This is a genomic window from Novispirillum itersonii (genome assembly GCF_014205675.1).
GTDB classification, from domain to species: Bacteria; Pseudomonadota; Alphaproteobacteria; order Rhodospirillales; family Rhodospirillaceae; genus Novispirillum; species Novispirillum itersonii_A.
This window is the reverse complement of sequence record NZ_JACIIX010000001.1, coordinates 308,775-332,240: the sequence shown is the minus strand read 5'-3', so window position 1 is coordinate 332,240 and position 23,466 is coordinate 308,775. Positions and strand designations below refer to the sequence as shown.

The following is a 23,466-nucleotide window of genomic DNA, read 5'->3' as shown; positions in this document are numbered from 1 at the left end:
GCATGGTGGCAGGCGGGTGAAAAGATTTGTAAATTTTATCGGGAAAACCATGTAAAAAAGTAAATCTGTAAACCGTTTTTCCCCGGCATGCCGCGCCCCTTGGGGCGGGTCAAGGATGCCGTAAGGAGGCAGGCCCGGCTATGACGCAGTCTTCTTCTCCCCCGTCCCCTCCATCCGGGGCGGGGGGCGGGCATCCGCACAGCCTGTCAGCCTCGGCGGCCCTTCAGGCCACCGGCCCGCGCATCCGGGCCCGGCGCAAGGATCTGGGGATCACGCAGGCGGCGCTGGCCGGGCAGGTCGGGGTGTCTGCCAGTTATCTCAATCTGATCGAGCACAGCCGCCGCAGCATCGGCGGCACCCTGCTGCTGCGTATTGCCGCCCATCTGGAAACCACGGTCGATGCCCTGTCAGGGCGTGAGGAAGGCCGCCTTGCCGCCGACCTGACCGAGCTGGCGGCGGATCCGGTGCTGTCGGCCAGCCCGTTGCCGGTGCAGGACATTCCGCATCTGGTCGGGGCCGCCCCGGATCTGGCGCGGGCAGCGGTGACGGTGTACCGCGCCTATCTCGATGCCCGCAGCCAGACGGAAACGCTGGCCGAGCGGCTGGCGCAGGACCCCTACCTGATGGAGACCAGCCACCAGCTGCTGACCCTGATCACCTCGATCCGCTCTTTCTCGGAAATTCTGGAGGACTACGGCGATATCGACGAGGTGCAGCGGCAACGCTTCATCACCGCCATTGCTGATGAAAGCCAGAAGCTCAGCGGGCTGACCGGGCAGATGTTCGACTTTCTGGAAGGCCGGACCTCCCGCCGCCCGCGCCAGAGCCCGGAGGAGGAGGTGGACGACCTGATCCACGACCACGGCAACCATTTTCCGGCGATTGAGCGGGCGGCGGAACAGGTGCGGGCCAGCCTGCACCCGGAACATACCGCGCTGTTTGCCGCACTGGCGGAACGGCTGCGGGACCGGCATGGGATCTCCATCCGGTTCTGCCCGGAAGCCGATCTTGGCGGAGCTGACAGTCAGTATGATCCGGCGGGCCGGACCCTGCTGCTGGCGGAAAGCCTGCCGATTGCCTCGTGGCGGTTCCATGCCTCCCGCATTCTCGGGCAGGAAGAGGCGGCGGAGCAGATCGAGGCGGTTGCCGGGGATCCCCGCCTGTCCAGCGACGCCGCCCGCGACCGGGCCCGCGATGCGATGACCCGCGCCTTTGCCGCCGCGCTGCTGCTGCCCTACCGCCCGTTTCTGGCGGCGGCGCGGGAGGTGCGCTATGACATTGAACGGCTGCAAAGCCGGTTCGGGGCCAGCTTTGAGCAGGTCTGCCACCGCCTGACCTCGCTGCGGGTGACGGAGGATGACGCGATCCCGTTCCACCTGCTGCGCACCGATATCGCCGGAAATATCTCCAAACGCTTTTCCGCCTCGGGCCTGCGCCTGCCGCGTTACAGCGGCACCTGCCCGCGCTGGGTCAGCCATACGGCGTTCCTCAGCCCCGACCGGGTGGTGACGCAGCTGGCCCGCCTGCCGGACGGGTCCAGCTGGCTGTTCATCGCCCGGGCCGCCTCCCGCTCCGGCGGGGGATACCGGGCGGCGCGGACCCATCACTGTGTGATGATCGGCTGTGATGCCTCCTATGCCCGCCACATGGTCTATGGCGACGGGCTGGATGTGGCCTCGGCCCAGACCGGCGATCCGGTGGGGATTTCCTGCCGCCAGTGTCCGCGCGGCGACTGCCGCCAGCGGGCGATGCCGATGCTGCGCCCGGACGGCGGGGCGGCCTGACCGGGCCGGTGTCCGCTTTTCCCGTTCCGTTTGATCGGGAAACCTTTTAGTCTGGGAAGCGGGGAGACCCGGGGGGGTATGCCAAGAAAAACAACCGGGGAGCGCTGACTGTCCGGCATGGAGGAACAGCCGTGACCCAGTTGATCCTGGTCGCGGAAGACGAACGCAATATCGTGGAATCGCTCAGCTTTCTGATGAAACGGGCGGGCTACGAGGTGCAGGTTGCCTATGATGGCCGCACCGCGCTGCGTCTTCTGGAAAAGATCCGTCCCGATCTGCTGCTGCTGGATGTGATGATGCCCGGCTGCGACGGCTTCGAGGTGGTGCAGGCGGTGAAGGCCAATCCGGCGCTGGCGTCGATGCGGATCGTGATGCTGACCGCCAAAGGGCGGGAGGTGGACCGCCGCCGGGGTCTGGAATTCGGCGTCGATGATTACATCACCAAGCCGTTTTCAACGCGGGATGTGGTGTCCCGGGTCAAGGCGCTGCTGGAAGGCCCGGCAGAGGCCGGACAGGTTCCGGCCTGACGGAACGGCGGCGATGGCGGCGGGACCGATCTATCAGCAGCGCAGTCTGGCCCTGACCCTGTCGGGGCTGGTGCTGTTCATGCCGCCGCTGGTGCTGCTGTTCATGACCGACCGTGTGCTGTTCGGGGTGCCGGTGGTGTACCTCTGGCTGTTTGGGGTGTGGCTGGCGCTGATTCTGGCCGGGCGGGTGCTGGCCCGGCGGCTGGACCGGGTGGCGCGCGGCACGCCCAAATCCGCCCCGAAACCGGCCCGCAGGACCGGCGCCGATGCTTGATCCGGCCCTGATCGTCCTGATTTCCCTTGGCTATGTCGGCCTGCTGTTCGCCATCGCCTGGTATGGGGACCGGCGGGCGGAACGCGGCCGCAGTGTGATCCGCAATCCGGCGATCTACACCCTGTCGATCGCGGTGTACTGCACGTCGTGGACCTTTTACGGCGCGGTGGGGTCTGCCGCCCGGCAGGGGCCGGAATTCCTGACCATCTACCTCGGCCCGACGCTGGTGTTTCTCGGCTGGTGGTTCGTGCTGCGCAAGATGGTGCGGATCACCCGGGTCCACCGCATCACCAGCATCGCCGACTTCATCGCCAGCCGGTACGGCAAATCAACCCGGCTGTCGGTGCTGGTGACGGTGATCGCCGTGGTCGGCGGCATGCCGTACATTTCCCTCCAGCTGAAGGCGGTGGCGGGCAGCTTTGCGGTGCTGACCGGCTTTGATGGCCTGAGCGGGCTGGATGCGATGTCGGGGGAGTTTCCGCTGCCGGACAGTCTGCCGCGCGATACCGCCTTCTGGGTGGCGGCGGCGATGGCGGCCTTTGCGGTGCTGTTCGGCACCCGGCATATTGATGCGTCAGAACACCATGAAGGGGTGGTGGCGGCGATTGCCTTTGAATCGCTGGTCAAGCTGCTGGCCTTTCTGGCGGTCGGGATCTTCATCACCTTTTTCCTGCATGACGGCTTTGCCGATCTGGTGGAGCGGGCGCGGGAGGTGTCGCTGGGCGGGCCGTTCATCCCGCCGGTGACCGGGGATTCCGCCGCCCGCTGGATCACCACGCTGGTGCTGTCGATGTGCGCGGTGCTGTGCCTGCCCCGGCAGTTTCAGGTGACGGCGGTGGAATGCGTGGATGAACGCCACCTGTCGACGGCGTCGTGGCTGTTCCCGCTGTATCTGCTGATCCTCAGCCTGTTTGTGGTGCCGATTGCGCTGGCCGGGCTGGTCCATCTGCCGACCGGGGCCGATGCCGACGCCTTCGTGCTGACGGTGCCGCTGTCGCAGAACCGCCCGGATCTGGCCCTGCTGGCCTTTCTCGGCGGGCTCAGCTCCGCCACCGCCATGGTGATTGTGGCGGCGATCACGCTGGCAACCATGGTCTGTAACGATCTGGTGATGCCGTTCCTGCTGCGGCTGCGCTGGCTGCGGCTGACGGAGCGGGGCGACCTGACCGGCCTGCTGGTGGCGGTGCGCCGGGCCAGCATCGTCGGGTTGATTTTCATGGGATATGCCTATTACCGCGTCACCGGCACGTCGGAGGCGCTGGCCTCGATCGGGCTGGTCAGCTTTGCGGCGCTGGCCCAGCTGGCCCCGTCGATGCTGGGCGGGCTGTTCTGGAAAGGGGCGACCAAAGGCGGGGCGATCACCGGGCTGCTGCTGGGGTTCTGCGTGTGGTGCCATACCCTGCTGCTGCCGTCGTTCGTGCGGGCCGGGTGGCTGGGGGCCTCAATCCTGACCGATGGCCCGTTTGGGGTGACTTTCCTGATGCCGGAGGCCCTGTTCGGGATGACGACCCTCGACCCGCTCAGCCATTCCCTGTTCTGGAGCTGGCTGGTCAATATCGGCGGATTCGTCGCGGTCTCCTTGTTCGGCAAGCAGCAGGCTCTGGAACGGATTCAGGCAACCCTGTACGTCGATACCTTCCGCCGCGCCGACAGTGCCACTCCCCGGGTGTGGAGCCGCACCGCCACCGTCGGCGATCTGCTGACGCTGGCCCAGCGCTTTCTGGGGAAAGATGCGGCGGGCGAGGCCTTCCGGGAGTTTTCCCGTTCGCGGGGGCTGCCGCTGCGGCGGCTGGCCGAGGCCGACCCCGATCTGGTGCATCTGACGGAGCGGCTGCTGGCGCGGACGCTGGGCGGGGCCTCGGCCCGGGTGATGGTGGAGTCGGTCGCCAAGGGGGAAATGGTCTCGCTGCGCGAGGTGATGACCATTCTGGAAGAAACCAGTCAGGTCATCGAATACAGCCAGCGGCTGGAACAGAAATCGGCGGAGCTGGAGCGGCTGACCGCCGACTTGCGCGAGGCGAACCGTCAGTTGCAGGAACTGGACCGGTTGAAGGATGACTTTCTGTCGACGGTGTCGCATGAGCTGCGTACCCCGCTGACCTCGATCCGTTCCTTCTCGGAAATCCTCAGCGATAACCCGGAGCTGGACAACGCCCAGCGCCAGCAGTTTCTGGCGATCATCGTGCGGGAGACCGAGCGCCTGACCCGCCTGATTGACCAGCTGCTGGATCTGGCGCGGCTGGAAGCCGGGCATGGCGACTGGCATATGGACTCGGTCGATGCCGCCGCCGCCCTGCGGGAAGCGGTGGCGGTGACCGCCTCCCTGTTCGCCGAGAAGAAGGCGGTGCTGGATGTGGAAATCCTGCTGCCGGAGATGCCGGTTCATGCCGATGGCGACCGCCTGATTCAGGTGTTCGTCAATCTGCTGTCCAATGCCGTCAAGTTTGTGCCGCCGCAGGACGGACGGGTGCGGGTGGAAGCCCGGGAACACGGGCGGACGTGGCTGTTCACCGTTGCCGACAACGGCCCGGGCATTCCGGAAGGCCAGCGCGATAAAATCTTCGGCAAGTTCGTGCAGGCCACCGGGGGCGGGCAGGACCGTCCGGCCGGAACCGGCCTCGGGCTGGCGATCAGCCATCAGATCATCGAGCATTTCGGCGGCAGCATCTGGGCCGATGCCAGTCCCGGCGGCGGGGCGCGGTTCTGCATTCTGCTGAACCGCCTGTCGCAGGCCCTGCCGGGGCGTCCGCCGCCGCTGGCGTAAGGCTGGTAAGACCTTGATCTTACGACCCGATACGGTTCTTTCGCACTGCTACCCCGGCGGCGTCATTTGCCGTAAGGTGTTGCGATGGGTATGGCTTTGGGCGGTGCCACCAATCTGTCCATAGGGGTGTGGACCGGTGGCTGCGGGCGCTGAAAGCTGGGGACAGGCTGCTGTGGCGGCTGTCCTGCAACGGGGGGCAGAATGATCCGTGTGGTGTCTGCCGTGGCCGTCCGGCTGCGGGGGCCGCCACCCTGTCCGATGAGGTTTTCGATGTCTTTTCGCAGCTATGCCGCTGAAACCCGCCCGGATCAGAAGAGCCGTCAGGATCTGGCTGATCTGACCGCCACCAGCCGCCGGATCGAAGATCAGGTCGGGGGACTGGCGACGGCGATTCTGTCGATGAGCGGCGAATTGCAGGAGGTGGTGAAACGGGCCATCCGCAATGAGGTGATGCGCATGGCCGAGGAAGGTCATCTGGCCGCAGGCCCCGCCGCGATGGCCCCTTCTCCGGCCCCTTCTCTGGCTCCTGACGCCGGTACGGCCCCGTCGGAAGATCCGTCTCCCGCCCTGCAATCGGCGATGCTGGCACTGGCGGAGCAGGGGGATGATCCCAGCCTGCTGAAGGTCGGCAACTTTGGCCTGATCCGCGACAGCCTGAAGGAGCTGGTGGACCGGATCGAGCTGACCCGGGATCATGTTTCGGCCCTGACGCCCGCCGCCGGGGAAACCGACCAGATTCTGGTCGCCACCTCGGAACTGGGGTCGGTGGTGGAGGCCACGGAACAGGCAACGCAGGTGATTCTGGAAAGCGCGGAAGCGATACAGGCGATGATTGACCTGTCGTCCAATACCGGGGATCTGGATCCGCTGCTGTATCAACAGCTGGCCGATCAGGTGATCCAGATCATGACCGCCTGTAGTTTTCAGGACCTGACCGGCCAGCGGATTTCCGCCTCGGTCAACACCCTGCTGCATGTGGAAGCCGAGCTGAAGCGTCTGGTCGAGCTGTGGGAGATTGAGGAGGGCACCGCCCGCGCCGATATCATCCGCAACCGCCCCGATGATACCCGCGAAGACAAGCACCTGTTGCATGGCCCGCAGGTGGATGGGGCGGGCATGTCGCAGGGCGATATCGACAGCATGCTGTTCGGCTGAGGGCGGACGGGGACTTCAGATCTGCGGCAGCCCGCTGTCGCCGACCAGCCGCCCCTTGCGGTCAAACACCAGCACATCAATCTGCACCGCAGCCGGGGCGACCACGCTGCGGGCCACGGTGGCGGCGGCGGCGGCAACGGCCCCGCCCAGCGGCAGGTTATGGGCCTGTGCCAGCTCCAGGATTTCCAGCGCGGTATTGGCCTGCCGGGCGTGATCGGTCACGCTGGCCGGGGCACCGAGGTCCGCCAGCCGGTCCGCCAGCCAGCCGCGATCAACCTGACTGCGTTTGGAATGCAGGTCGAGATGGCCACAGGCCAGTTTCGACAGTTTGGCGAATCCCCCGGCGATGGTCACCCGCTCCACCGGATGCTGGCGCAGGTACTTCAGCATGCCGCCGACAAAATCCCCCATGTCGATGATGGCCTCTTCCGGCAGGCTGCGCAGGGCGCGGGCGGCCTTTTCCGAAGTGTTGCCGGTGCAGCCCGCCACATGGGTCAGGCCGGTGGCGCGGGCGACATCAATCCCGCGCTGGATGGAGTGAATCCACGCCGAGCACGAATAGGGCACCACCACCCCGGTGGTGCCCAGCACCGACAGCCCGCCGAGGATCCCCAGCCGGGGATTCCACGTCTTTTCCGCCAGCCGGTCGCCGCCGGGGATGGAAATCTCGATCACCACATCGGCCGGTCTGCCGAACCGGGCCGCCAGCTCCAGCACTTCGGCGGTCATCAGCTGGCGGGGTACCGGATTGATTGCCGGTTCGCCCACCGGCAGCGGCAGGCCCGGCTTGGTGACGGTGCCCACCCCCGCCCCGGCGCGGAAGGTGACACCGCTGCCCGCCGGACCGGGGCGGACGGTGGACAGGACGGTAGCGCCATGGGTGACATCGGGGTCGTCCCCGGCATCCTTAACGATTCCGGCCCGGGCCCAGGGCCCCTGCGCGTCGGTGCCGCTGTCCTGCACCGCCAGTGGAAACACCGGCTGCTGGCCCTTTGGCAACAGGATCTGCACCGGGTCGGGGAAGGAGCCCCCGAACAGGGCGCTGACGGCGGCCCGGGTGGCGGCGGTGGCACAGGCCCCGGTGGTCCAGCCGGAGCGCAGCGGGGCACCGGTCTCGGGGTGAATCCCGGTTTCGGAGGGGGCAGAGGTCTCAGTCATCGGGCAGGCCGTCTGGCAGGGGGAACAGTGGCGGGTTTTTACCGCAGTTTGTCACATCCGGCATCCTGACAGGTCGGGCCGGACCTGTCACTGTCGGTGGGCAAGACACTGGTGTGATGTGAGGATGCCATGAAGCTGACCGTTGATTCCGGTTACCTGTCCCCGTGGGCGCTGTCGGCCTTTGCCGCCCTGACCGTCAAGGGGGTGCCGTTCACGCTGGAAACCATTGACCTGTCGGTGCCGCGCCGCCCGGAGTATGCGGCCAAATCGCTGACCGGTCTGATTCCGCTGCTGGAAGACGGTGACTTTACCCTGATCGAATCGACGGCGATCACCGGATATATCGATGAGACCGTTCCCGGTCCGGCCCTGTATCCGCAGGATGCCCGGCAGCGGGCCCGGGCCCGGCAGGTCCAGTCGTGGATCCGCAGCAGCCTGCAACCGCTGCGGAAGGAACGCCCGACCGAGGCGGTGTTCCTTGGCCAGAGGTTCGCGCCGCTGTCAGCGGAGGCAGAGGCCTGCGCCCGTCAGTTCCTTGGCATTGCCGGGCGGCTGCTCGGCCACGGCGGGGATCATCTGTGCGGGGACTGGTCTCTGGCGGATATTGATCTGGCCCTGATGATCAACCGCCTGCATCTGCATGGCGACCATCTGGACGGAACCCCTCTGCCGGAGCGCCTGACCGCCTATGCCGACCGTCAGTGGCAGCATCCGGCGGTGCAGGCGTGGCTGGCCCTGCGCGGCTGAGGACTCAGCCGGTCAGGGTTTCCAGATGGGCGAACAGGGCTTCCGGTCCGCCGTACAGGGCGGCCCCGGACACGGCATGGCGCTGTTCGCCCCGATGGACCAGCAGCTGCGGGACCCCGCTGCCCGGCATCAGCCGCAGCAGCTGCCGGGCGGTGGTGATCCGGCGGTCGGTGTCATAAATCAGGCTGGCGTCGTCTTCCAGCTGTTCCGCCAGCGCGGTGGCGTTCACCGTTATCCCGGCTGCCGCCGCAACCGTGGTGGCGATGTCTGCCAGCACCGCCGGGCGGGCGGTGTCGGCCCCGTCCTGATAGCGGCGGATCTGGATGGCGTGCAGGAACGCCGGTTCCAGTGCGCGGTTGAGTTTTCCCAGAAAGATCAGGGTCTTGGTCGCCGGTCCGGAATCAAAACGGATCTCCGGGGCCGCCAGCAGACGGGTGCGGTAGGCTTCGGAAAACGGCTGACCGGTCAGGGTCTGGATCCGCTGATCGTTGGTCCATGCGTATTCGGCAAAGGCGGGAGACAGCGGCCGGGCCCCTTCCCCCATGAACAGGCCGACCGGCATCAGGGTCAGGCGGGGACCGGCACTGGCCGCCAGCGCCCGCAGGGCCGGGGCGGCGGCATAGCACCAGCCGCACAGGGGATCAAAAAAGTAATCGAACGTGGTCTCGGTCATGGTCTGGGATCAATGTTCAGTGGGGTGAAGCGGGGGGAATGAAAACCCTATTGCAAACTGATCCGGCGCAGTAGCCTGTAGTATGCGACAGATTGTTGCATGGAATGGACGGACCAATGGACCGGATCACAGCGGCGCGGGTGTTTGTCGAGGCGGTGGAGCGGGGCAGCCTGTCGGCGGCGGCGGAGCGGCTGGGCCTGTCGCGGGCGATGGCCTCCCGCTATCTGACCCGTCTGGAAGACTGGGCTGGCGTGCGGCTGCTGCACCGCACCACCCGCCGCCTCAGCCTGACCGGGGCCGGGGACAGGATTTTGCCGCTGTGCCGCGAGATGCTGGCACTGGAGGGGGCGGTCACCGCGCTGGCGGCCCCGGCGGAGCAGCCGGAAGGACTGGTGCGGATCGCCGCCCCGCCGATGTTTGCCCAGACCCGTCTGGTGGCGGTGGTGCTGGAGTTTCTGCGGCGCTATCCGGCGGTGCGGGTGGATCTTCAGGTTTCTGATCAGGTGGCGGATCTGGTCGAGGAGCGGATTGATGTCGCGGTCCGGATCAGCAACCGGGTTGATCCGGCGCTGATTGCCCGGCCGCTGGGGTGGTGCCGGTCGGTGCTGTGTGCGGCCCCGGCCTATCTCCGGCGTTGCGGTATTCCGCAGAGTCCGCAGGATCTGCCCCGATACAGTTGCCTGTCCTACAGCGGCTTCGGCGGGAATCGCTGGACGCTGGACGGGCCACGGGGGTTCTGTACCGTTGATGTGTCGGGCGGCTTCAGTGCCAATGATTCGCTGACCGTGTTGCAGGCGGCGCTGGGCGGGGCAGGGATCGCCATGCTGCCGGTGTTTGCCGCCGCCGGTCCGGTGGCCCGGGGGGAGCTGACGGTGGTGCTGCCGGACTGGCAGCCGGAGGTTCTGGCAATACAGGCCCTGTACAGCAGCCGCCGCCATATGCCGGCGGCCCAGCGGGCGCTGATTGATTATCTGGTCACGGCCCTTGCCGATCTGACCGGGCCGCCTCAGGGGTGATCCTGGCGGTCTCCAGCGCGATCCGGCGGAAAGTGGCGGCGGTGACGGCGGGGTTGTGGGCCGGAATCACCACCGCCAGCCCGATCGTCGGTTCCGGGGCGGTCAGGCGGCGGTAGCGGACTCCGGCCACCCGCAGCTGTTCCACCGAGGCCGGGACCAGTGAAAACCCCAGTTCGGCGGCGACCAGCGACAGGATCGAGGCAATCTGCGGTGCCGGTTGGCCGAGGGTGGCGGTAAACCCGGCCCCGGTGCAGGCATCCAGCGCGGCCTTCCGCAGGCTTTCCCCCACGGTCGGCGGGGTCAGGATAATCGGGTGGTCCCGCAGGACCGGCAGGGACAGCGGGGTTTCCGCCGGGCACAGCACCTCGGCGGTGGTATCGGGCAGGGCGGCGATCAGCGGTTCGGCATACAGCAGATCCAGCTTCAGATCCGGTGCATCGCCGCCATTGGCGCGGATGATGGCAATGTCGAGATCGCCGGACCGGATCTGGTCCAACAACACCATCGAATTCTGTTCCTGCACCCGCAGGTCAACCCCGGGGTAGGACCGCCGGAAGGCACGGATGGTGCCGGTGGTGATCGGGTTGAGGGCGGCGGTGCCGGTAAAGCCAAGGCGGAGCTGCCCGGTTTCCCCACGGGCGGCGCGGCGGGCGGCCTCGGCGGCCTCGCTGACCCGGTCGGGCAGGGTGCGGACCAGATCATGGAAGGCTTTTCCGGCATCAGTCAGCTCCGCCCCGTGCGGCAGGCGGTAGAACAGCCGGGCGCCGATCTCCTCTTCCAGATCACGGATCTGGGTGCTGAGGGGCGGCTGACCGATGCCGATGCGCTCGGCAGCGCGGGTGAAATTGCGCTCTTCCGCCACCGCCAGAAAATACCGGATGTGCCGCAGATCCATTGCCATATCCAAAACAGATGAAGATTGCCGGTGCGATATATTAGACCCGTTCGCAGGCGCGGTATACACCGGAAGGACCTCCCCCACTCATCAGAGTGCTTCCAAAATGGCAACGATGACGGCAACCGCTCCCCAAGTTCCCCTGACCCGGTCCTCCTCCTTCGGCCGGACGCTGGTGGCGATGTTCTGCGCCGGGTTCTCCACCTTTGCCACCCTGTACTGTGTGCAGCCGGTGCTGCCGGACATCGCGGCGGAATTCCGGATCAGCGCCGCTCAGAGTTCGCTGGCCCTGTCGCTGTCGACCAGTTTTCTGGCGCTGGCGATCATGGCGTCCAGCGTGGTGTCGCAGGCGCTGGGGCGGCGGGGGCTGATGTTTACCTCGATGCTGCTGGCCTCGGTGCTGAACACGGCGCTGGCCCTTGTCACCGACTGGCCGCTGCTGCTGGTGATCCGGGCGCTGGAAGGGTTTGTGCTGGGCGGGGTCCCGGCGGTGGCGATGGCCTATCTGGGCGAGGAGATTGATCCCGCCCGGCTGGGTAAGGCGATGGGTGTGTATGTTGGTGGCACCGCGCTGGGCGCGATGATCGGCCGGGTCGGGCTGGCCCAGCTGACCACGGTGATGAGCTGGCATCAGGCGCTGGGCGTGATCGGGGTGTTCTGCATTCTGTCGTCGCTGGCGTTCTGGGTGCTGCTGCCGCCGTCGCGCAATTTTACCCCGACCAAGGGGGCCGGTCTGGCGGTGCACCTTGGCCTGTGGGGCGGCCGGCTGAAGGATCCGTCGCTGCGGGGCCTGTATTTTCTGGGGTTCGTGCTGACCAGCGTGTTCGTGTCGGTGTTCAACTACAGCACCTTCCGCCTCAGCGGTGCGCCGTTCGGGCTGGGTCCTCGGGAAATCGGGCTGGTGTTTCTGGCCTATGTGTTCGGGGTGTTCTCGTCGTCGCTGTCGGGGCAGGTCACCGCGCGGCTGGGGGTGATGCCGACCCTGCTGATCAGCTTCGGGCTGATGGGGGGCGGGGCGCTGCTGACCCTGCCATCCTCGCTGCCGCTGACGGTGACCGGGATTGTGCTGATCACCGCCGGATTTTTCATCGGCCATTCGGTGGTCAGCAGCTGTGTCGGGCGGCTGTCGCCGACCCACAAGGGGCACGCGGCCTCGCTGTATCTGCTGTTTTATTACATGGGGGCCGGGATTTCCGGCACCGGCGCCGGGTGGCTGTGGCAGCACGGCGGCTGGGAGGCGGTGGCCCTGACCACCCTGCTGTTCTCCCTTGCCGGGGCCGGGACGGCGGTGTGGATGCGGCGGCGGTTTTAAGAAGCAGGTCCTGAGACGGAAATGGGGGAGGTCATGGCCTCCCCCATTTTTCTGTTGTGCCGGGCCGGGTGTATCCCGCCGCAGGATCAGGCGGGAACCGCCTGTTCCTTCCGCGCATCGGCGATCGGCAGATGCAGCACGGCGGCAACCACCCCAAGGCCGATGGAACCCCACCACACCAGATCGTAGGACCCGGTGGCGTCAAACAGCAGTCCCCCGGCCCACACCCCGGTGAAGGACCCGATCTGGTGGCTGAAGAAGACGATGCCAAACAGGGTACCCATGTAGCGGGTGCCGTAGAGGGTGGCGATGATCTGGCTGGTCAGCGGCACCGTGCCCAGCCACAGCAGCCCCATCGAGGCGGCAAACAGGATCACGCTGACCTCGGTGGTCGGCAGGGTGATGAACAGCGCGACGACGATGCCACGCAGCAGATAGATCAGGCTCAGCACCTTGCGCGGGCGCTGGCTCTGGCCCAGAACCCCGCAGCCCCAGCTGCCGATGATGTTGAAGCCGCCGATGATCATCAGCGCGGTGGCCCCCAGCGCCGGAGGCATGTGGCACAGGGCCAGATAGTTGGGCAGGTGAACGCCGACAAAGGCCACCTGAAATCCGCAGACAAAAAAGCCAAGGGTCAGCAGCTGGAAGCTGCGGTCATTCCACGCCCCGCGGATGGCTGCCCCCATCGACTGGGTCGGTCCGGCCTGCGGATGGTTCAGGCTTGGCTCGGTCAGTGCCAGTGCCAGCGGCACCATCAGCAGGGCAACAACGGCAAGGATCAGCATCGCCTGCACCACCCCGACCGAGGCGATCAGGCCGGAGGCCACCGGAATCACCGCCATCTGGCCGAAGGAGCCGCCCGCACTGGCAATCCCCAGTGCCATTGACCGCTTTTCCGGCGGGGCGGCGCGGCCGATGACACCGAGAACGGTGCCGAAGGTGGTGCCGGACAGGGCCAGACCGATCAGGATCCCGGTTCCGGCAAAGGCACCCCCGGCTGTGTTGGCCCACGCGGTCAGGGCCAGACCGGCGGCATAGGTGACACCGCCGGCAATCGCCACGCGGTGCGCACCCCAGCGTTCCGCCAGTGCCGAGGCGAACGGCTGCGCCGCCCCCCACAGCAGGTTCTGGACGGCCAGCGCGAAGGAGAAGGTGGCCACCGGCCAGGCATTCTGGGCCGACAGCGGGCCGATGATCAGCCCGAAGCTCTGGCGGACACCCATGGCCAGACTGACAACAAGGGCACCGCAGAGCAGGATCACCAGAAACGGGCGGCCTGAAGGGGGCGCAGTACCCGAGGGAGTCGCAGCAGGGGAGGACATGACGGAACACTCCGGACGGCATCCGGCCGGGCCGGATGGAAACAGGGGGATTGTCAGCCACTATGCCTGTTGTCTGCCATCATTTCGACAAAACTATCCGAAGGCTTTGTATTATGAAAACTTGCCCAAAACAGGGGCTGCCGGAGGAACCGACCCGGCGGCATCTGTGCCGGAGACCTCTGCCGCCGGAACAATCAGCCGCTCCGGCGGGAACCACACCGTCACCGTGGTTCCGGTTCCGGGCGTGCTGTGAACGGACAGGATCCCGTCATGCAGGGCCACCAGTGCCTTGGTCAGGGGCAGGCCAAGGCCGGTGCCTTCCTGCCGCCGGGCCAGACCGCTGTCCACCTGCCGGAACGGCGTCAGGGCAATGGTGATTTCCGCCTCCGTCATGCCGATTCCGGTGTCGGTGACGGAAATTGACAGCCCGTCTTCCCTCTGCCAGTCCACGCAGGCGGTGACCGCCCCCCCCGGCAGGGTAAATTTGATGGCGTTGGACAGCAGGTTCAGCAGCACCTGTTTCAGGCGGCGCTGGTCGGCGTACAGGCGGGGCAGGGCGGATCCGCAGGACAGCGACAGGCTGACCGATCCGGTCATCGCCCGTTCCCGCACCAGCCGCAGGGACGCCTGTAAAAGATCTTCCAGATCGACGGGTTCTTCGGCCAGAACCAGCTGTCCGGCCTCAATCTTTGAAACGTCGAGGATATCGTTGATGATGTCGAGCAGATGGCGGCCCGACTCGTGGATGCTGCCAGCGTAATCCTTGTATTTGGGGCTGCCGACCGGCCCGAACATCTCGCTGGCCATCACCTCGGAGAAACCGATGATGGCATTCAGCGGGGTCCGCAGTTCATGGCTCATATTGGCCAGAAATTCGGATTTGGTGCGGTTGGCGGCGTCGGCGTGGTCGCGGGCGGTGCGCAGTTCGGTCTCCACCTGCCAGTGGGCCAGTTCCGCCCCGGTCCACAGGGCCATCAGCTTGATGATCTCGGCATCGGTGGCGGAGAACGGCCGGGGGCGGGCGGCGTCGGCACAGAACCCCAGCACCCCGTAGACGGTGTTGCGGACCATGACCCGCATGCCGATGTAGCTGCGGACCGGCACCGGCAGATTCTCCGATTCTGCCCCACAGGCGGCGGCGACCTGCGCCTGCCAGAACGGATCCAGCGTGTCCGGAACGGCGATCGGCTCCAGGGTTTCCACCGCATACTGGCACAGGGTCTCGGCCAGCGGCATGGACATCCCCCGGGCGAGGGATCCTGCCGGGGCCATCACTTCCTCAAACACCGCCTGATCGCCTTCCACCCGCATCAGGAAAGCGGTGGTCATGCCAAAGCGCTGATTGCCGAAGCGCAGCAGGGCCGCCAGCTTCTCATCCAGCCCCCGGTTGGGGGCGCTGGTGATGCGGTGCAGGGTCCGCAGGTCGGCTTCCGAAGCTGACAGGGCCATTTCAGCGGCTTTGCGTTCGGTGAAGTCGGCGTAAACGCTGACGGTCAGCCCATCGTGGGTGCGGCGTCCGGTCTCCAGAATATACCGCTCCTGCGGGAAGGCCAGTTCGCGCACCACATAGCCTTCGCTGGTGTGCTGCGACAGCCAGCGGCTTTCCAGCGCGCTGCGTTCGGACAGCGTAAATTCATCGGTTTCCGGCAGCAGGGCGGCACTGAGGAGCCGCAGGAAGTCGGTGTAGGGCAGGCCGGGATGGCAGTGGTCGGCCAGAAACGGCAGCAGATCCAGCAGGGCCCGGTTGTGCAGCACCAGCCGGTCATCCTCTCCCCACAGCAGGAACCCTTCAGAAATGCTGTCGATGGCGGTGAGGAGCCGGTTCTCGGCGGCGGAGGCCCGCAGCTTGCTTTCTTCCTGCTCGGTGATTTCGATGGCGATGCCGCGGTAGCCGAGGAAGGTGCCGGTGTCGCTGTAAAACGGTCTGCCACTGGTGCGGATCCAGCGGCGGCGGTTGTTGCGGTCAAACAGGAAGAAGGTCAGGTCCCGGAACGGGCGCTGGCTTTCCAGCACCGTCAGGTGGCTGGCGATCAGCTCCGGCGGGTTTCCGGCGGCGGCCATGATCTCCACCCGGGTTTTCCCAAGGGCAACATGGGGGTTCAGGGCTTCCACCGTCGTCTCGCGCAGCGAGAACCACGACAGCCGGTGATGTTCATCGGATTCCCAGAACCAGTCCGAGGTGGCAGTGGCGAGATCGCGGAACCGCTGTTCGCTGTCGCGCAGCTGATCGGTACGGGTGGCGACCTCCAGTTCCATCCGGTCGCGGGCGACCCGCAGATCGGCCTCCATCTGCCGCAGGGCGGTGATGTCGGTCAGCAGCAGGTGGTGGCGGGCTCCGGAGGGCACCCCGTCCGCCACCGGCGCGGGGGTCAGCTCCAGCCGCAGGAACCGCAGGCCGGTGGTCCGCTCATCGGTCAGCTCCACCGAGGCGGCCTTGCCCCCCTGCGCCAGAGCCAGACAGCGGCTGATCACCGCCGCATTGCCGGGAAAGTGGTCATGCAGCAGCACCGGCCACGGCGACAGGGGAGAGTCCGTTTCCCGGGCCGTGCCGGGGAACAGGAAGCGGCGGTAGGCGGCATTGGCCCACAGGCAGGCCCCGCCGCCGTCGATCACCGCCTGCATCGCCTGCTGGCTGTCCAGAATCTCCCATGGCGACAGGGGGGGCGTCAGCCCCGGCAGTGCGGTTGCGGCGGGGGCCTGTATCGGCACAGGGGCCCCCCGGGGGCCGTGCGGATCGGGCAGGCCGCAGGCCATCGGCTGTCCGGCGGTGCCCCGGGCGCGGGCGCAGAACCGCAGAAAGGCGGCGGTCAGCAGGGCGAGGAGGGCCCCGGCCAGAAACAGGCTGGCCCGGGTGGCCGGGCCGAATCCGTCCAGAACAGGCCGGAGGGCCGGGGCCTCGGCCGTCAGCGACAGCACCGCCACCGTCCTGCCGCCGCTGGTCAGCGGAACCATGATCAGCACCGACGGGGATTGACCGGCTGACGGGCCGAACAGCAGCGGCGTCCTGTCGGGCAGGTCGGCGACGATGGCCCCGGACAGGGCGCGTTCCAGCAGATCAATGCGGGCTTCCCGCTGTCCGTCACGTGGCCTGTCATTTTGGCTGTCTTTGTTTCCTGCCGTGGAGGCGCCGACCGTGCCGTCCGGCAGCACCAGCGCCGCCGCTGTCAGGTCAATCAGGACCGGCGGATGCGTCAGGTGAAACAGTGTCTCCGTCAGCAGGGCCGGGGGGAGGCTGCTGGGGGAGCCGTCACTGGCCCGGGGCACCGTTTTCAGGGCTTCGGCAACCAGCCTGTCGCCGACCGTGGCCAGCCGGGGCACCGCGTTATGGGCGATCGCCTCGCCATACCGGGCGGCGGAGGCCCGCACCTGCTGCGACCACTGCCACTGCGCCACAGCCGCCAGAACGGTCAGTCCGATGGCGGCCAGCAGAAGCAGGACGGGCAACAGGCGCCGGGGGCGGAATGGGGTCATCGGGCGCCCTCTTCATCGGTTGTCCGGCAGGTGCCTGACAGGTGCCGTAACACCAGCAGGCAGGTGACCAGCAGCAGGGCCCCGGTCTGGTGAGCAACCCCCAGTGGCACCGGGACCGCCGCCAGCAGGGTGGCGATGCCCAGGGCCATCTGGGCCACGGCAGCGAGGGCGGTGACCTGTGCGGCCCGGCGGACTGCCGGGGCCGGATGATGCCGCCACAGCAGCAGCCAGCTGAGGCACAGGCCGAGAACCGTCAGGACCGCCAGACAGCGGTGCACGAACTGGACGGTGGCCGGGTTTTCCACCAGCAGCAGGGCACCGGGGCCGGGGGGCCAGAGGGATGCCTGCGCCAGATCCGGCGGCAGAAGCTGCCCGTCCATCAGGGGGAAGGTGTTGTAAAACAGTCCGGCATCCAGTCCGGCGGTGAACGCCCCCCACAGCAGGGTCAGGGTGACGGGGACCAGCAGGGCGTTGGCAACCGGATCGCCCGGCCGTGGCGGCATCAGCGTGGCCCGGCCATCGGGGCCTGCCGTCAGCCGCAGGGCGGTGGTCAGGAGCAGGCCGTACAGCAGCACCGCCATCAGGAAATGGGCTCCCAGCCGGAAATGGCTGACCTCCGGCCGGTCGTTCAGGCCGCTGGCGACCATCAGCCAGCCGAGTCCGCCCTGTGCGCCCCCCAGCACAAACAGCAGGCCCATCCGCCGCAGCAGCGGCGGGGCCAGCCGCCGCCGCAGGGAGAAGACGGCCAGCGGTACCAACACACAGGCCCCGATCATCCGCCCCCACAGCCGGTGGACGTATTCCAGCCAGAAGATCCCCTTGTACTCCGACAGGGTCATGCCGGTGGTCCGGTGGCGGTATTCCGGGCTTTGCTGATATTTGCTGAAGTCAGACTGCCAGTCGGCATCGGTCAGCGGCGGCAGGACGGTCAGGGGTTTCCATTCCACCATCGACAGCCCGGAGTTGGTCAGCCGGGTGGCCCCGCCCAGGGCAACCATCACCAGCAGGGCAGCACACAATCCATACAGCCACAGCCTGACCCCCGGCGGAGCCGGGCGGTGGAGGCTGGGGGGCAAGGGGATGACGGCAGACGGCATGACGGCATCACTCTCCGGCATACGGGCAGGATTGTCCGATCAGGATGCCATGCTTCCGGGGGAGGCGCGAACAGGAAGTTACCGGTAAGATGCAGAAGACAGCGGTTTTTTTGCCCTGAACACCGGGTTCAGACCAATGAACCGGAACCGTAATGATACCTCCGGGCAGGGGATCCGTCGGGTGGCCCGGCGGGAGGCCCAGCGGGAGGGAGGTGTCCCGCCGGGCCGCCTGACAGGCTGTCAGGGCGCCGTTGATTGCCTGCCCGGAACGGTCAGGCCGACAGCCGGGCGGTGGAGGCCTCGGCGAGGGCGGTATAGGCGGCAAGAATGCTGTCCACCGCCTTGTCCGGATCGTCGATCCGGTCGGTGTTGAGGACCATGTCGAAGGTCGTGGCGTCACTGTTCCGGGCGTGGAACAGCTCCCACACGAAGCGCCCACGATTGTGGTTGATGGTCTCGATCTGCTGGCGGGCATCGTCGAGGCTGACGCCGTAGCGGGCGGCAACCCGGCGGGCGCAGACATCCGGCGATGCGGTCACCCGCAGCCGCAGGGCGCAGGAGGTCGACAGAATGACGTTCGATCCCCGGCCGAGAATGATCCCGCCCACCCGGGCCAGACTGAGCACGACGTCAATCAGGCACCGCCGGTAGGCGTCTTCCGACAGGTCCTTGCCGGTAAACAGGCGCATCAGCCACATGTCCCGCGCCCGGGCGTTGGACTCATCCAGCTGCTTCAGGGTTGCCGGGTCGGTTTCCAGCCGCTTGGCGATATGGTCAAGGATTTCACGGTCATACACCGGGATATCCAGCCGTTTCGACAGGGCAACCGCAATCTGGCGGCCAAGGGCACCGTGATCGCGGGAGATGGCGATCACCGGCTTCGGGGGGCGGATCAGTCCGCCGTCTCCGGGCAGGCCGGAGGCCATCATCAGGGCCTGCATGGCAGAATGAAGGGTGGTCATGGGTGCCTCCCGCAGTTCTGGCTCTCAACAGCGGCGATGTCTGTCTGACGGGGCGCAAAGCCGGATGAAACCGGCTGTCGGGGCGTCTGACCGGTGGGGGCTGGCGGGAGGTCTGTCCCGGGGCCCACCCCGGAGTCCGCTCCGTGGTCCGGAGCCTGTTACCTGCCTACAGTATACCACAGACGGCGTCCGTCCGGTACGTCCGTCACGGCAGAAGACCTAAATCTTTTGTCGGTATCCGCAACGGAAAACCCCGCCGGAGGGGCGGGGCTTTCTGCGGAAACCGGACAGAGGAGCCAGACCGGCTTATCAGCCGAACAGTTTGTCGATTTCGTCCTGCGAAATCCCATGATTTTCGAGCTGGGGACCGTTGAGCAGGCGGCGTTCGTCGTCCTGCGTATACTCTTCCGGCAGTTCGGCGATCAGTTCCTGGAACGTCTCCTGACCCCAGATGCTGATCATGCGGTCCACCCGGTCCTCAACAAACTTCAGGGTGTTGACCACTTTGGTGATGCGCTGGCCGGTGATGTCCTGGAAGTTACTGTGTTCGTAGATCGACATGATGTGATCGCTCAGCTCTTCAGCCTGCTGCTTGACGTAGCTGTCCGGGCTGGCCCGGAGGGTGTGGGCGATATTGTCGATCTTTTCCGCGGCTTCCAGAATGCCGTGGGTGGCGTTTTCGGTGGCACCGACCACCGCATCCAGCTCCCCGGCCACCACTTCAAGGCGGTCGGTATCAGCATCCCGGGCGCGCAGATGGGCGATTTCGCGCTTGGTTTCCTGAATCGAGTTGGCCAGAGCCCGCAGCTCCATTTTCAGGACCCGCACCTCGGCCCGCTGGCGTTCATATTCCGCCAGCAGCGGGTCTTTCTCGGCTTCTTCGGATTCCTCGGTTTCCTCCGGCGGCAGCACATGGTTGCGCAGCAGGTGCGACAGGACCCGCACCTCATCCCGCAGGGATTCGACCTCGGACAGAACCCGCGGGTCCCCGCGCAGGGGTTGCCCGTCTCCGCCGCCGCCGTCCAGCCCCAGTTTATGAAGTCTCTGGAGTTCGGCGGTGTAGGTCTTGCGCGACTGTGGCGTGGTGGTCATGCCCGAAACCTCTTCCTGTCCCCTCTGGCCCCGGTGGGGCAATCCGTCCGGTTCCTGCCGGGAGATCCGATCTGTAATCAGGCGTTCTTCCTGTGTAAGACCCGGATATTTTTCCCTAAAACCGTATGTATGGCAGCATAAATTTTCATCGCGTACGGGGTGCCCCGTCGGCGGATACCTTTCCCCGGAACAGGGACTATATCAAGACGGGTCCGGGCGGCAAGGCGCAGTTGATGGCAACGTCCGGTTTCTGCCGTGCGGACGGGCTGCTTTTTGCTTCAACCCCTGTGGAAAGTATGGTGATCTGTGCGGGCTGACGGGTTGGGCCGCACCTGCCGGACCGTCAGCTCTTTCCTGCGACCGCAGCCCGGACGGAGCCATGACGTCGGATCCAACGCCTGAGACGCCTGCCGCCGCATCGGTTTCGCCGGGGCTGATCCTGACCCTGCTGGAGTCGGCGGGCGGGGCCACCGGGGCCGCCGCTGCCTTTGACCCGGCGGGGCATCTGCTGGAGGTGTCCTCCCGTCTGTCCACGCTGTGGGCCCAGAGTGGGTTGCCGTCGGTGCCGGCAGGCGCGCCGCTCTCTGACTGGCTGGCCGCCCTGCCGCTGACCGTGCGCCAGACGCTGGAGACGATCGGTGCCGCCGATTCCGTCGGGATCACGCTGCGGCGGCAGACGGCCGCCGACGGATCCTGCCTGCTGACCGTCCAGCCCCTGTCCGGCGCGGTCGATATCGCCCAGACCCTGCACGAAGCCCGGCGTCACGCCCGCACGCAGGAAGACCGCCTGCTACAGGCGATTGAGGTGATGAACGACGGTTTCGCCCTGTTTGATGATCAGGACCGTCTGGTGGTGTGCAACCGCCCGTACCGCCGCCTGCTGAAACGGATTGAGGCATGGATCCGGCCCGGGGTGTCCTTCCGCGAGATCATGCAGGCGGTCATTGATGCCGGCCTGATTGATCTGACGGGAAAATCGGCGGAAACCTGGATTCAGGCCCGGCTGATTTCACACCGCAATCCGCGCGGTGTTCTGGAGGTCCGCCTGAATGACGGGCGGATTCTGGCGATCTGGGAAGCCCGGACCCCCAACGGTGAGACGGTGATGATTCTGTCCGATATCACCCTGCGGCGGCGGGCCGAGCGGGCGGTGGCACAGAGTGAGGTCCGTTACCGCCAGCTGGCGGAGGTGTCGCCGAACCTGATCGCGGTCACGGTCGGGGGGTTCCTGCGCTATATCAATCCGGCTGGGCTGGCCCTTCTCGGGCGGACCGAGGGCAGCGTCCTCGGTTACCGTCTGGCCGATTTTGTCAGTCCCGACCACGAGGCGGAGGTCAACCGCCTGACCGAGGACGGTGCGCCGGAAGCCCGGCCTGACTGGGATGTGACCGGGGCCGGTCCGGTTCAGGGCAGCAGCTGGACCATGGTGCCGGTGCTCCGCCCGGGGGGGGAACTGGCCTATATGGAACTCGCCGGAGTGCCGTTCCATGACGGGACCCGGCAGGGGGTGATGCTGGTCGGGCGCGACCTGACGGCGGAGCGGCAGGCGCGGGAAGCCGCCCTGCAACGCCAGCAGCGCCTTGAGACCATTATGGAAGCGGTGGTGGACGGCATTGTCACCACCGATGACGCCGGACGGATTGAACACCTGAACCGGGCGGCGGAGCAGATGTTCGGCTATGCCTCGGCGGAAGTGGCCGGACGGTCGTTGTCTGATCTGGTTGACGGCATCCCGATCGGCAGCGGCGACTGGATGGTGGGGGCGATTGAGGAAACCATGGGGCGGCGGGCGACCGGCACCACCTTCCCGGTGGAGCTGTCAGTGTCCGGCGTTCAGCTCGGGGGGCAGATCGTCTATACCGTGGTGGTGCGGGATATCAGCGAGCGCCAGCGGGCGGAGCGGGCCCTGCGCTCCAGCGAGGCCCGCTATGCGCTGGCGGTCAGCGGCACCAACGAGGCGATCTGGGACTGGGATATCCTCAGCGACCGGGTGTATTTCAGTCCGCATGCCCGCGATCTGCTGGGGGTGGATATTGCGGCGGTGCCCCGGGCCCGGGACTGGCCGCTGGTGATCCATCCGGAGGACCGCCCGCATTTCCGCGACCAGATGATCCGCCATCTGCGCGGCGAGGAGCCTTATTTCTCCTGCGAATACCGGCTGATCGGCAATCTGGATGGCCGGGAACGCTGGGTGCGGCACCGGGGGATGGCCCTGCGCGATACCGTCAACCGGGCGTGGCGGATGGCGGGGTCGGTCGGGGATATCAGCGCCTATCACGCGGCCCTACAGGATCTGCGGGTGGCCAAGGAGCAGGCGGAGCTGGCCAGCCGGGCCAAGACTGAGTTTCTGGCCAATATCGGCCATGAACTGCGGACGCCGCTGAATGCAATCATCGGTTTTTCCGATGCTATCCGCTCCGGCGTGTTTGGTCCGGTCCAGCCGCCCCAGTATGGCGAGTACGCCCGCGATATCATGGACAGTGGGCGTCACCTGCTGGATATCATCAACGATATTCTTGATGTGTCCCGCATTGATGTCGGGATGATGGTTTTGCAGCCGGAGGCGGTCGATCTGGCGCAGATCGCTGACAGCGCTCTGCGCCTGATTTCGGTGCGGGCGGTGGCAGCAGGGGTGACCCTGCACAGCGAGATTCCGTCCGGTCTGCCGTCGTATTGGGGGGAAGGACGCCGCCTGAAGCAGGTTCTGGTCAACCTGCTGGGCAATGCCGTTAAATTCACCCCGGAGGGGGGATCCGTGACCCTGCGCCTGTGGCAGGAGGAACCGGACGGCACCCTGTGTCTGTCGGTCCGGGATACCGGCATCGGCATGCGGCCGGAAGACATTCCGGTGGCGCTGACGCCGTTCCGGCAGGTCGACAACCGGCTTGCCCGCCGCTATGAGGGGACCGGTCTGGGGCTGCCGCTGTCCAAGGCCTTTGTCGAACTGCATGGGGGAACCCTGACCCTGCACAGTGCCCCTGATCAGGGGACCGATGCGCTGGTCCGGCTGCCCCGGCGTCAGCCGGACCCGTAAATCCCGGATCCCGCCGGACGGCAGGAATATGCTGTACCAACCCGCCGGGAGGCCGGACGGGGCGTAACCCCCTGAGGGGCCTCCGTCGTATTGGAGTACCCATAACGTTGGTATAGGAATTTTGAATTGGTTTTATCTGTAACCCTGGGGCACCATTCTGATGCCCATAACGGGCGCAGGGGT

Annotated in this window: 17 protein-coding genes; 9 read left to right on the top strand and 8 right to left on the bottom strand. The window is 66.7% G+C overall.

Features of this window, described 5'->3' with window-relative positions:
* The first annotated feature begins 140 nt into the window (after positions 1–140).
* The 5 genes from FHS48_RS01490 to FHS48_RS01470 all read left to right on the top strand — a co-directional run bounded on the left by FHS48_RS01490 (position 141) and on the right by FHS48_RS01470 (position 6,504).
* The gene (locus FHS48_RS01490; RefSeq protein WP_184260522.1) at positions 141–1,784 is read left to right on the top strand and encodes a helix-turn-helix domain-containing protein; all 1,644 of its coding nucleotides are present in this window, start codon (positions 141–143) and stop codon (positions 1,782–1,784) included.
* 131 nt (positions 1,785–1,915) lie between these two features.
* On the top strand, positions 1,916–2,311 hold the full coding sequence (locus FHS48_RS01485) for a response regulator (RefSeq protein WP_184260519.1): 396 nt from the start codon (positions 1,916–1,918) through the stop codon (positions 2,309–2,311).
* Positions 2,312–2,324: 13 nt separating this feature from the next.
* Positions 2,325–2,585 (top strand): hypothetical protein, encoded by a 261-nt coding sequence (locus tag FHS48_RS01480; protein ID WP_184260516.1) that lies wholly within the window; start codon positions 2,325–2,327, stop codon positions 2,583–2,585.
* Positions 2,578–5,349, top strand: coding sequence for a sensor histidine kinase (locus FHS48_RS01475; protein ID WP_184260513.1), 2,772 nt, complete (start codon positions 2,578–2,580; stop codon positions 5,347–5,349). Before FHS48_RS01480 ends, FHS48_RS01475 begins: the two co-directional genes overlap by 8 nt.
* Positions 5,350–5,619: 270 nt before the next feature.
* Entirely contained in the window at positions 5,620–6,504 is an 885-nt protein-coding gene (locus FHS48_RS01470) for a protein phosphatase CheZ (protein WP_184260510.1), read from the top strand.
* Between the two features lie 15 nt (positions 6,505–6,519).
* On the opposite strand, the gene FHS48_RS01465 is transcribed toward FHS48_RS01470, so the two are convergent.
* Positions 6,520–7,662, bottom strand: a complete 1,143-nt coding sequence (locus tag FHS48_RS01465; protein WP_184260507.1) for a cobalt-precorrin-5B (C(1))-methyltransferase — start codon at positions 7,660–7,662, stop codon at positions 6,520–6,522.
* 129 nt (positions 7,663–7,791) lie between these two features.
* Here FHS48_RS01465 and yfcF point away from each other — a divergent pair, with 129 nt between their 5' ends.
* Positions 7,792–8,409, top strand: coding sequence for a glutathione transferase (yfcF, locus tag FHS48_RS01460; RefSeq protein WP_184260504.1), 618 nt, complete (start codon positions 7,792–7,794; stop codon positions 8,407–8,409).
* A 4-nt stretch (positions 8,410–8,413) separates the two neighbouring features.
* Here yfcF and FHS48_RS01455 read toward each other — a convergent pair whose 3' ends face one another.
* On the bottom strand, positions 8,414–9,082 hold the full coding sequence (locus tag FHS48_RS01455; protein WP_184260501.1) for a DsbA family protein: 669 nt from the start codon (positions 9,080–9,082) through the stop codon (positions 8,414–8,416).
* A gap of 116 nt (positions 9,083–9,198) precedes the next feature.
* Between FHS48_RS01455 and FHS48_RS01450 the strand changes: the two genes are divergently transcribed.
* Entirely contained in the window at positions 9,199–10,098 is a 900-nt protein-coding gene (locus FHS48_RS01450) for a LysR family transcriptional regulator (protein WP_184260498.1), read from the top strand.
* On the opposite strand, the gene FHS48_RS01445 is transcribed toward FHS48_RS01450, so the two are convergent.
* The gene (locus tag FHS48_RS01445) at positions 10,058–10,993 is read right to left on the bottom strand and encodes a LysR family transcriptional regulator (RefSeq protein ID WP_260402283.1); all 936 of its coding nucleotides are present in this window, start codon (positions 10,991–10,993) and stop codon (positions 10,058–10,060) included. The genes FHS48_RS01450 and FHS48_RS01445 overlap by 41 nt on opposite strands.
* A 106-nt stretch (positions 10,994–11,099) precedes the next feature.
* On the opposite strand from FHS48_RS01445, the gene FHS48_RS01440 reads away from it, so the two are divergent.
* The gene (locus FHS48_RS01440) at positions 11,100–12,305 is read left to right on the top strand and encodes an MFS transporter (protein ID WP_221443308.1); all 1,206 of its coding nucleotides are present in this window, start codon (positions 11,100–11,102) and stop codon (positions 12,303–12,305) included.
* 86 nt (positions 12,306–12,391) lie between these two features.
* On the opposite strand, the gene FHS48_RS01435 is transcribed toward FHS48_RS01440, so the two are convergent.
* The 5 genes from FHS48_RS01435 to FHS48_RS01415 form a co-directional block, all read right to left on the bottom strand.
* The gene (locus tag FHS48_RS01435; RefSeq protein WP_184260492.1) at positions 12,392–13,627 is read right to left on the bottom strand and encodes an MFS transporter; all 1,236 of its coding nucleotides are present in this window, start codon (positions 13,625–13,627) and stop codon (positions 12,392–12,394) included.
* 111 nt (positions 13,628–13,738) lie between these two features.
* Complete coding sequence (locus FHS48_RS01430; RefSeq protein WP_184260489.1) at positions 13,739–17,098, bottom strand: sensor histidine kinase; 3,360 nt, start codon at positions 17,096–17,098, stop codon at positions 13,739–13,741.
* Entirely contained in the window at positions 17,095–18,195 is a 1,101-nt protein-coding gene (locus FHS48_RS01425; RefSeq protein WP_184260486.1) for a COX15/CtaA family protein, read from the bottom strand. The genes FHS48_RS01430 and FHS48_RS01425 overlap by 4 nt, the downstream gene beginning before the upstream one ends.
* A 272-nt stretch (positions 18,196–18,467) precedes the next feature.
* Complete coding sequence (locus FHS48_RS01420) at positions 18,468–19,157, bottom strand: cytidylate kinase-like family protein (RefSeq protein ID WP_184260483.1); 690 nt, start codon at positions 19,155–19,157, stop codon at positions 18,468–18,470.
* 309 nt (positions 19,158–19,466) lie between these two features.
* Complete coding sequence (locus tag FHS48_RS01415; RefSeq protein WP_184260480.1) at positions 19,467–20,249, bottom strand: protein phosphatase CheZ; 783 nt, start codon at positions 20,247–20,249, stop codon at positions 19,467–19,469.
* A 379-nt stretch (positions 20,250–20,628) separates the two neighbouring features.
* On the opposite strand from FHS48_RS01415, the gene FHS48_RS01410 reads away from it, so the two are divergent.
* Positions 20,629–23,283: a sensor histidine kinase gene (locus FHS48_RS01410; RefSeq protein WP_184260477.1), complete on the top strand. Its 2,655-nt coding sequence runs from the start codon at positions 20,629–20,631 to the stop codon at positions 23,281–23,283.
* Positions 23,284–23,466 lie beyond the last annotated feature (183 nt).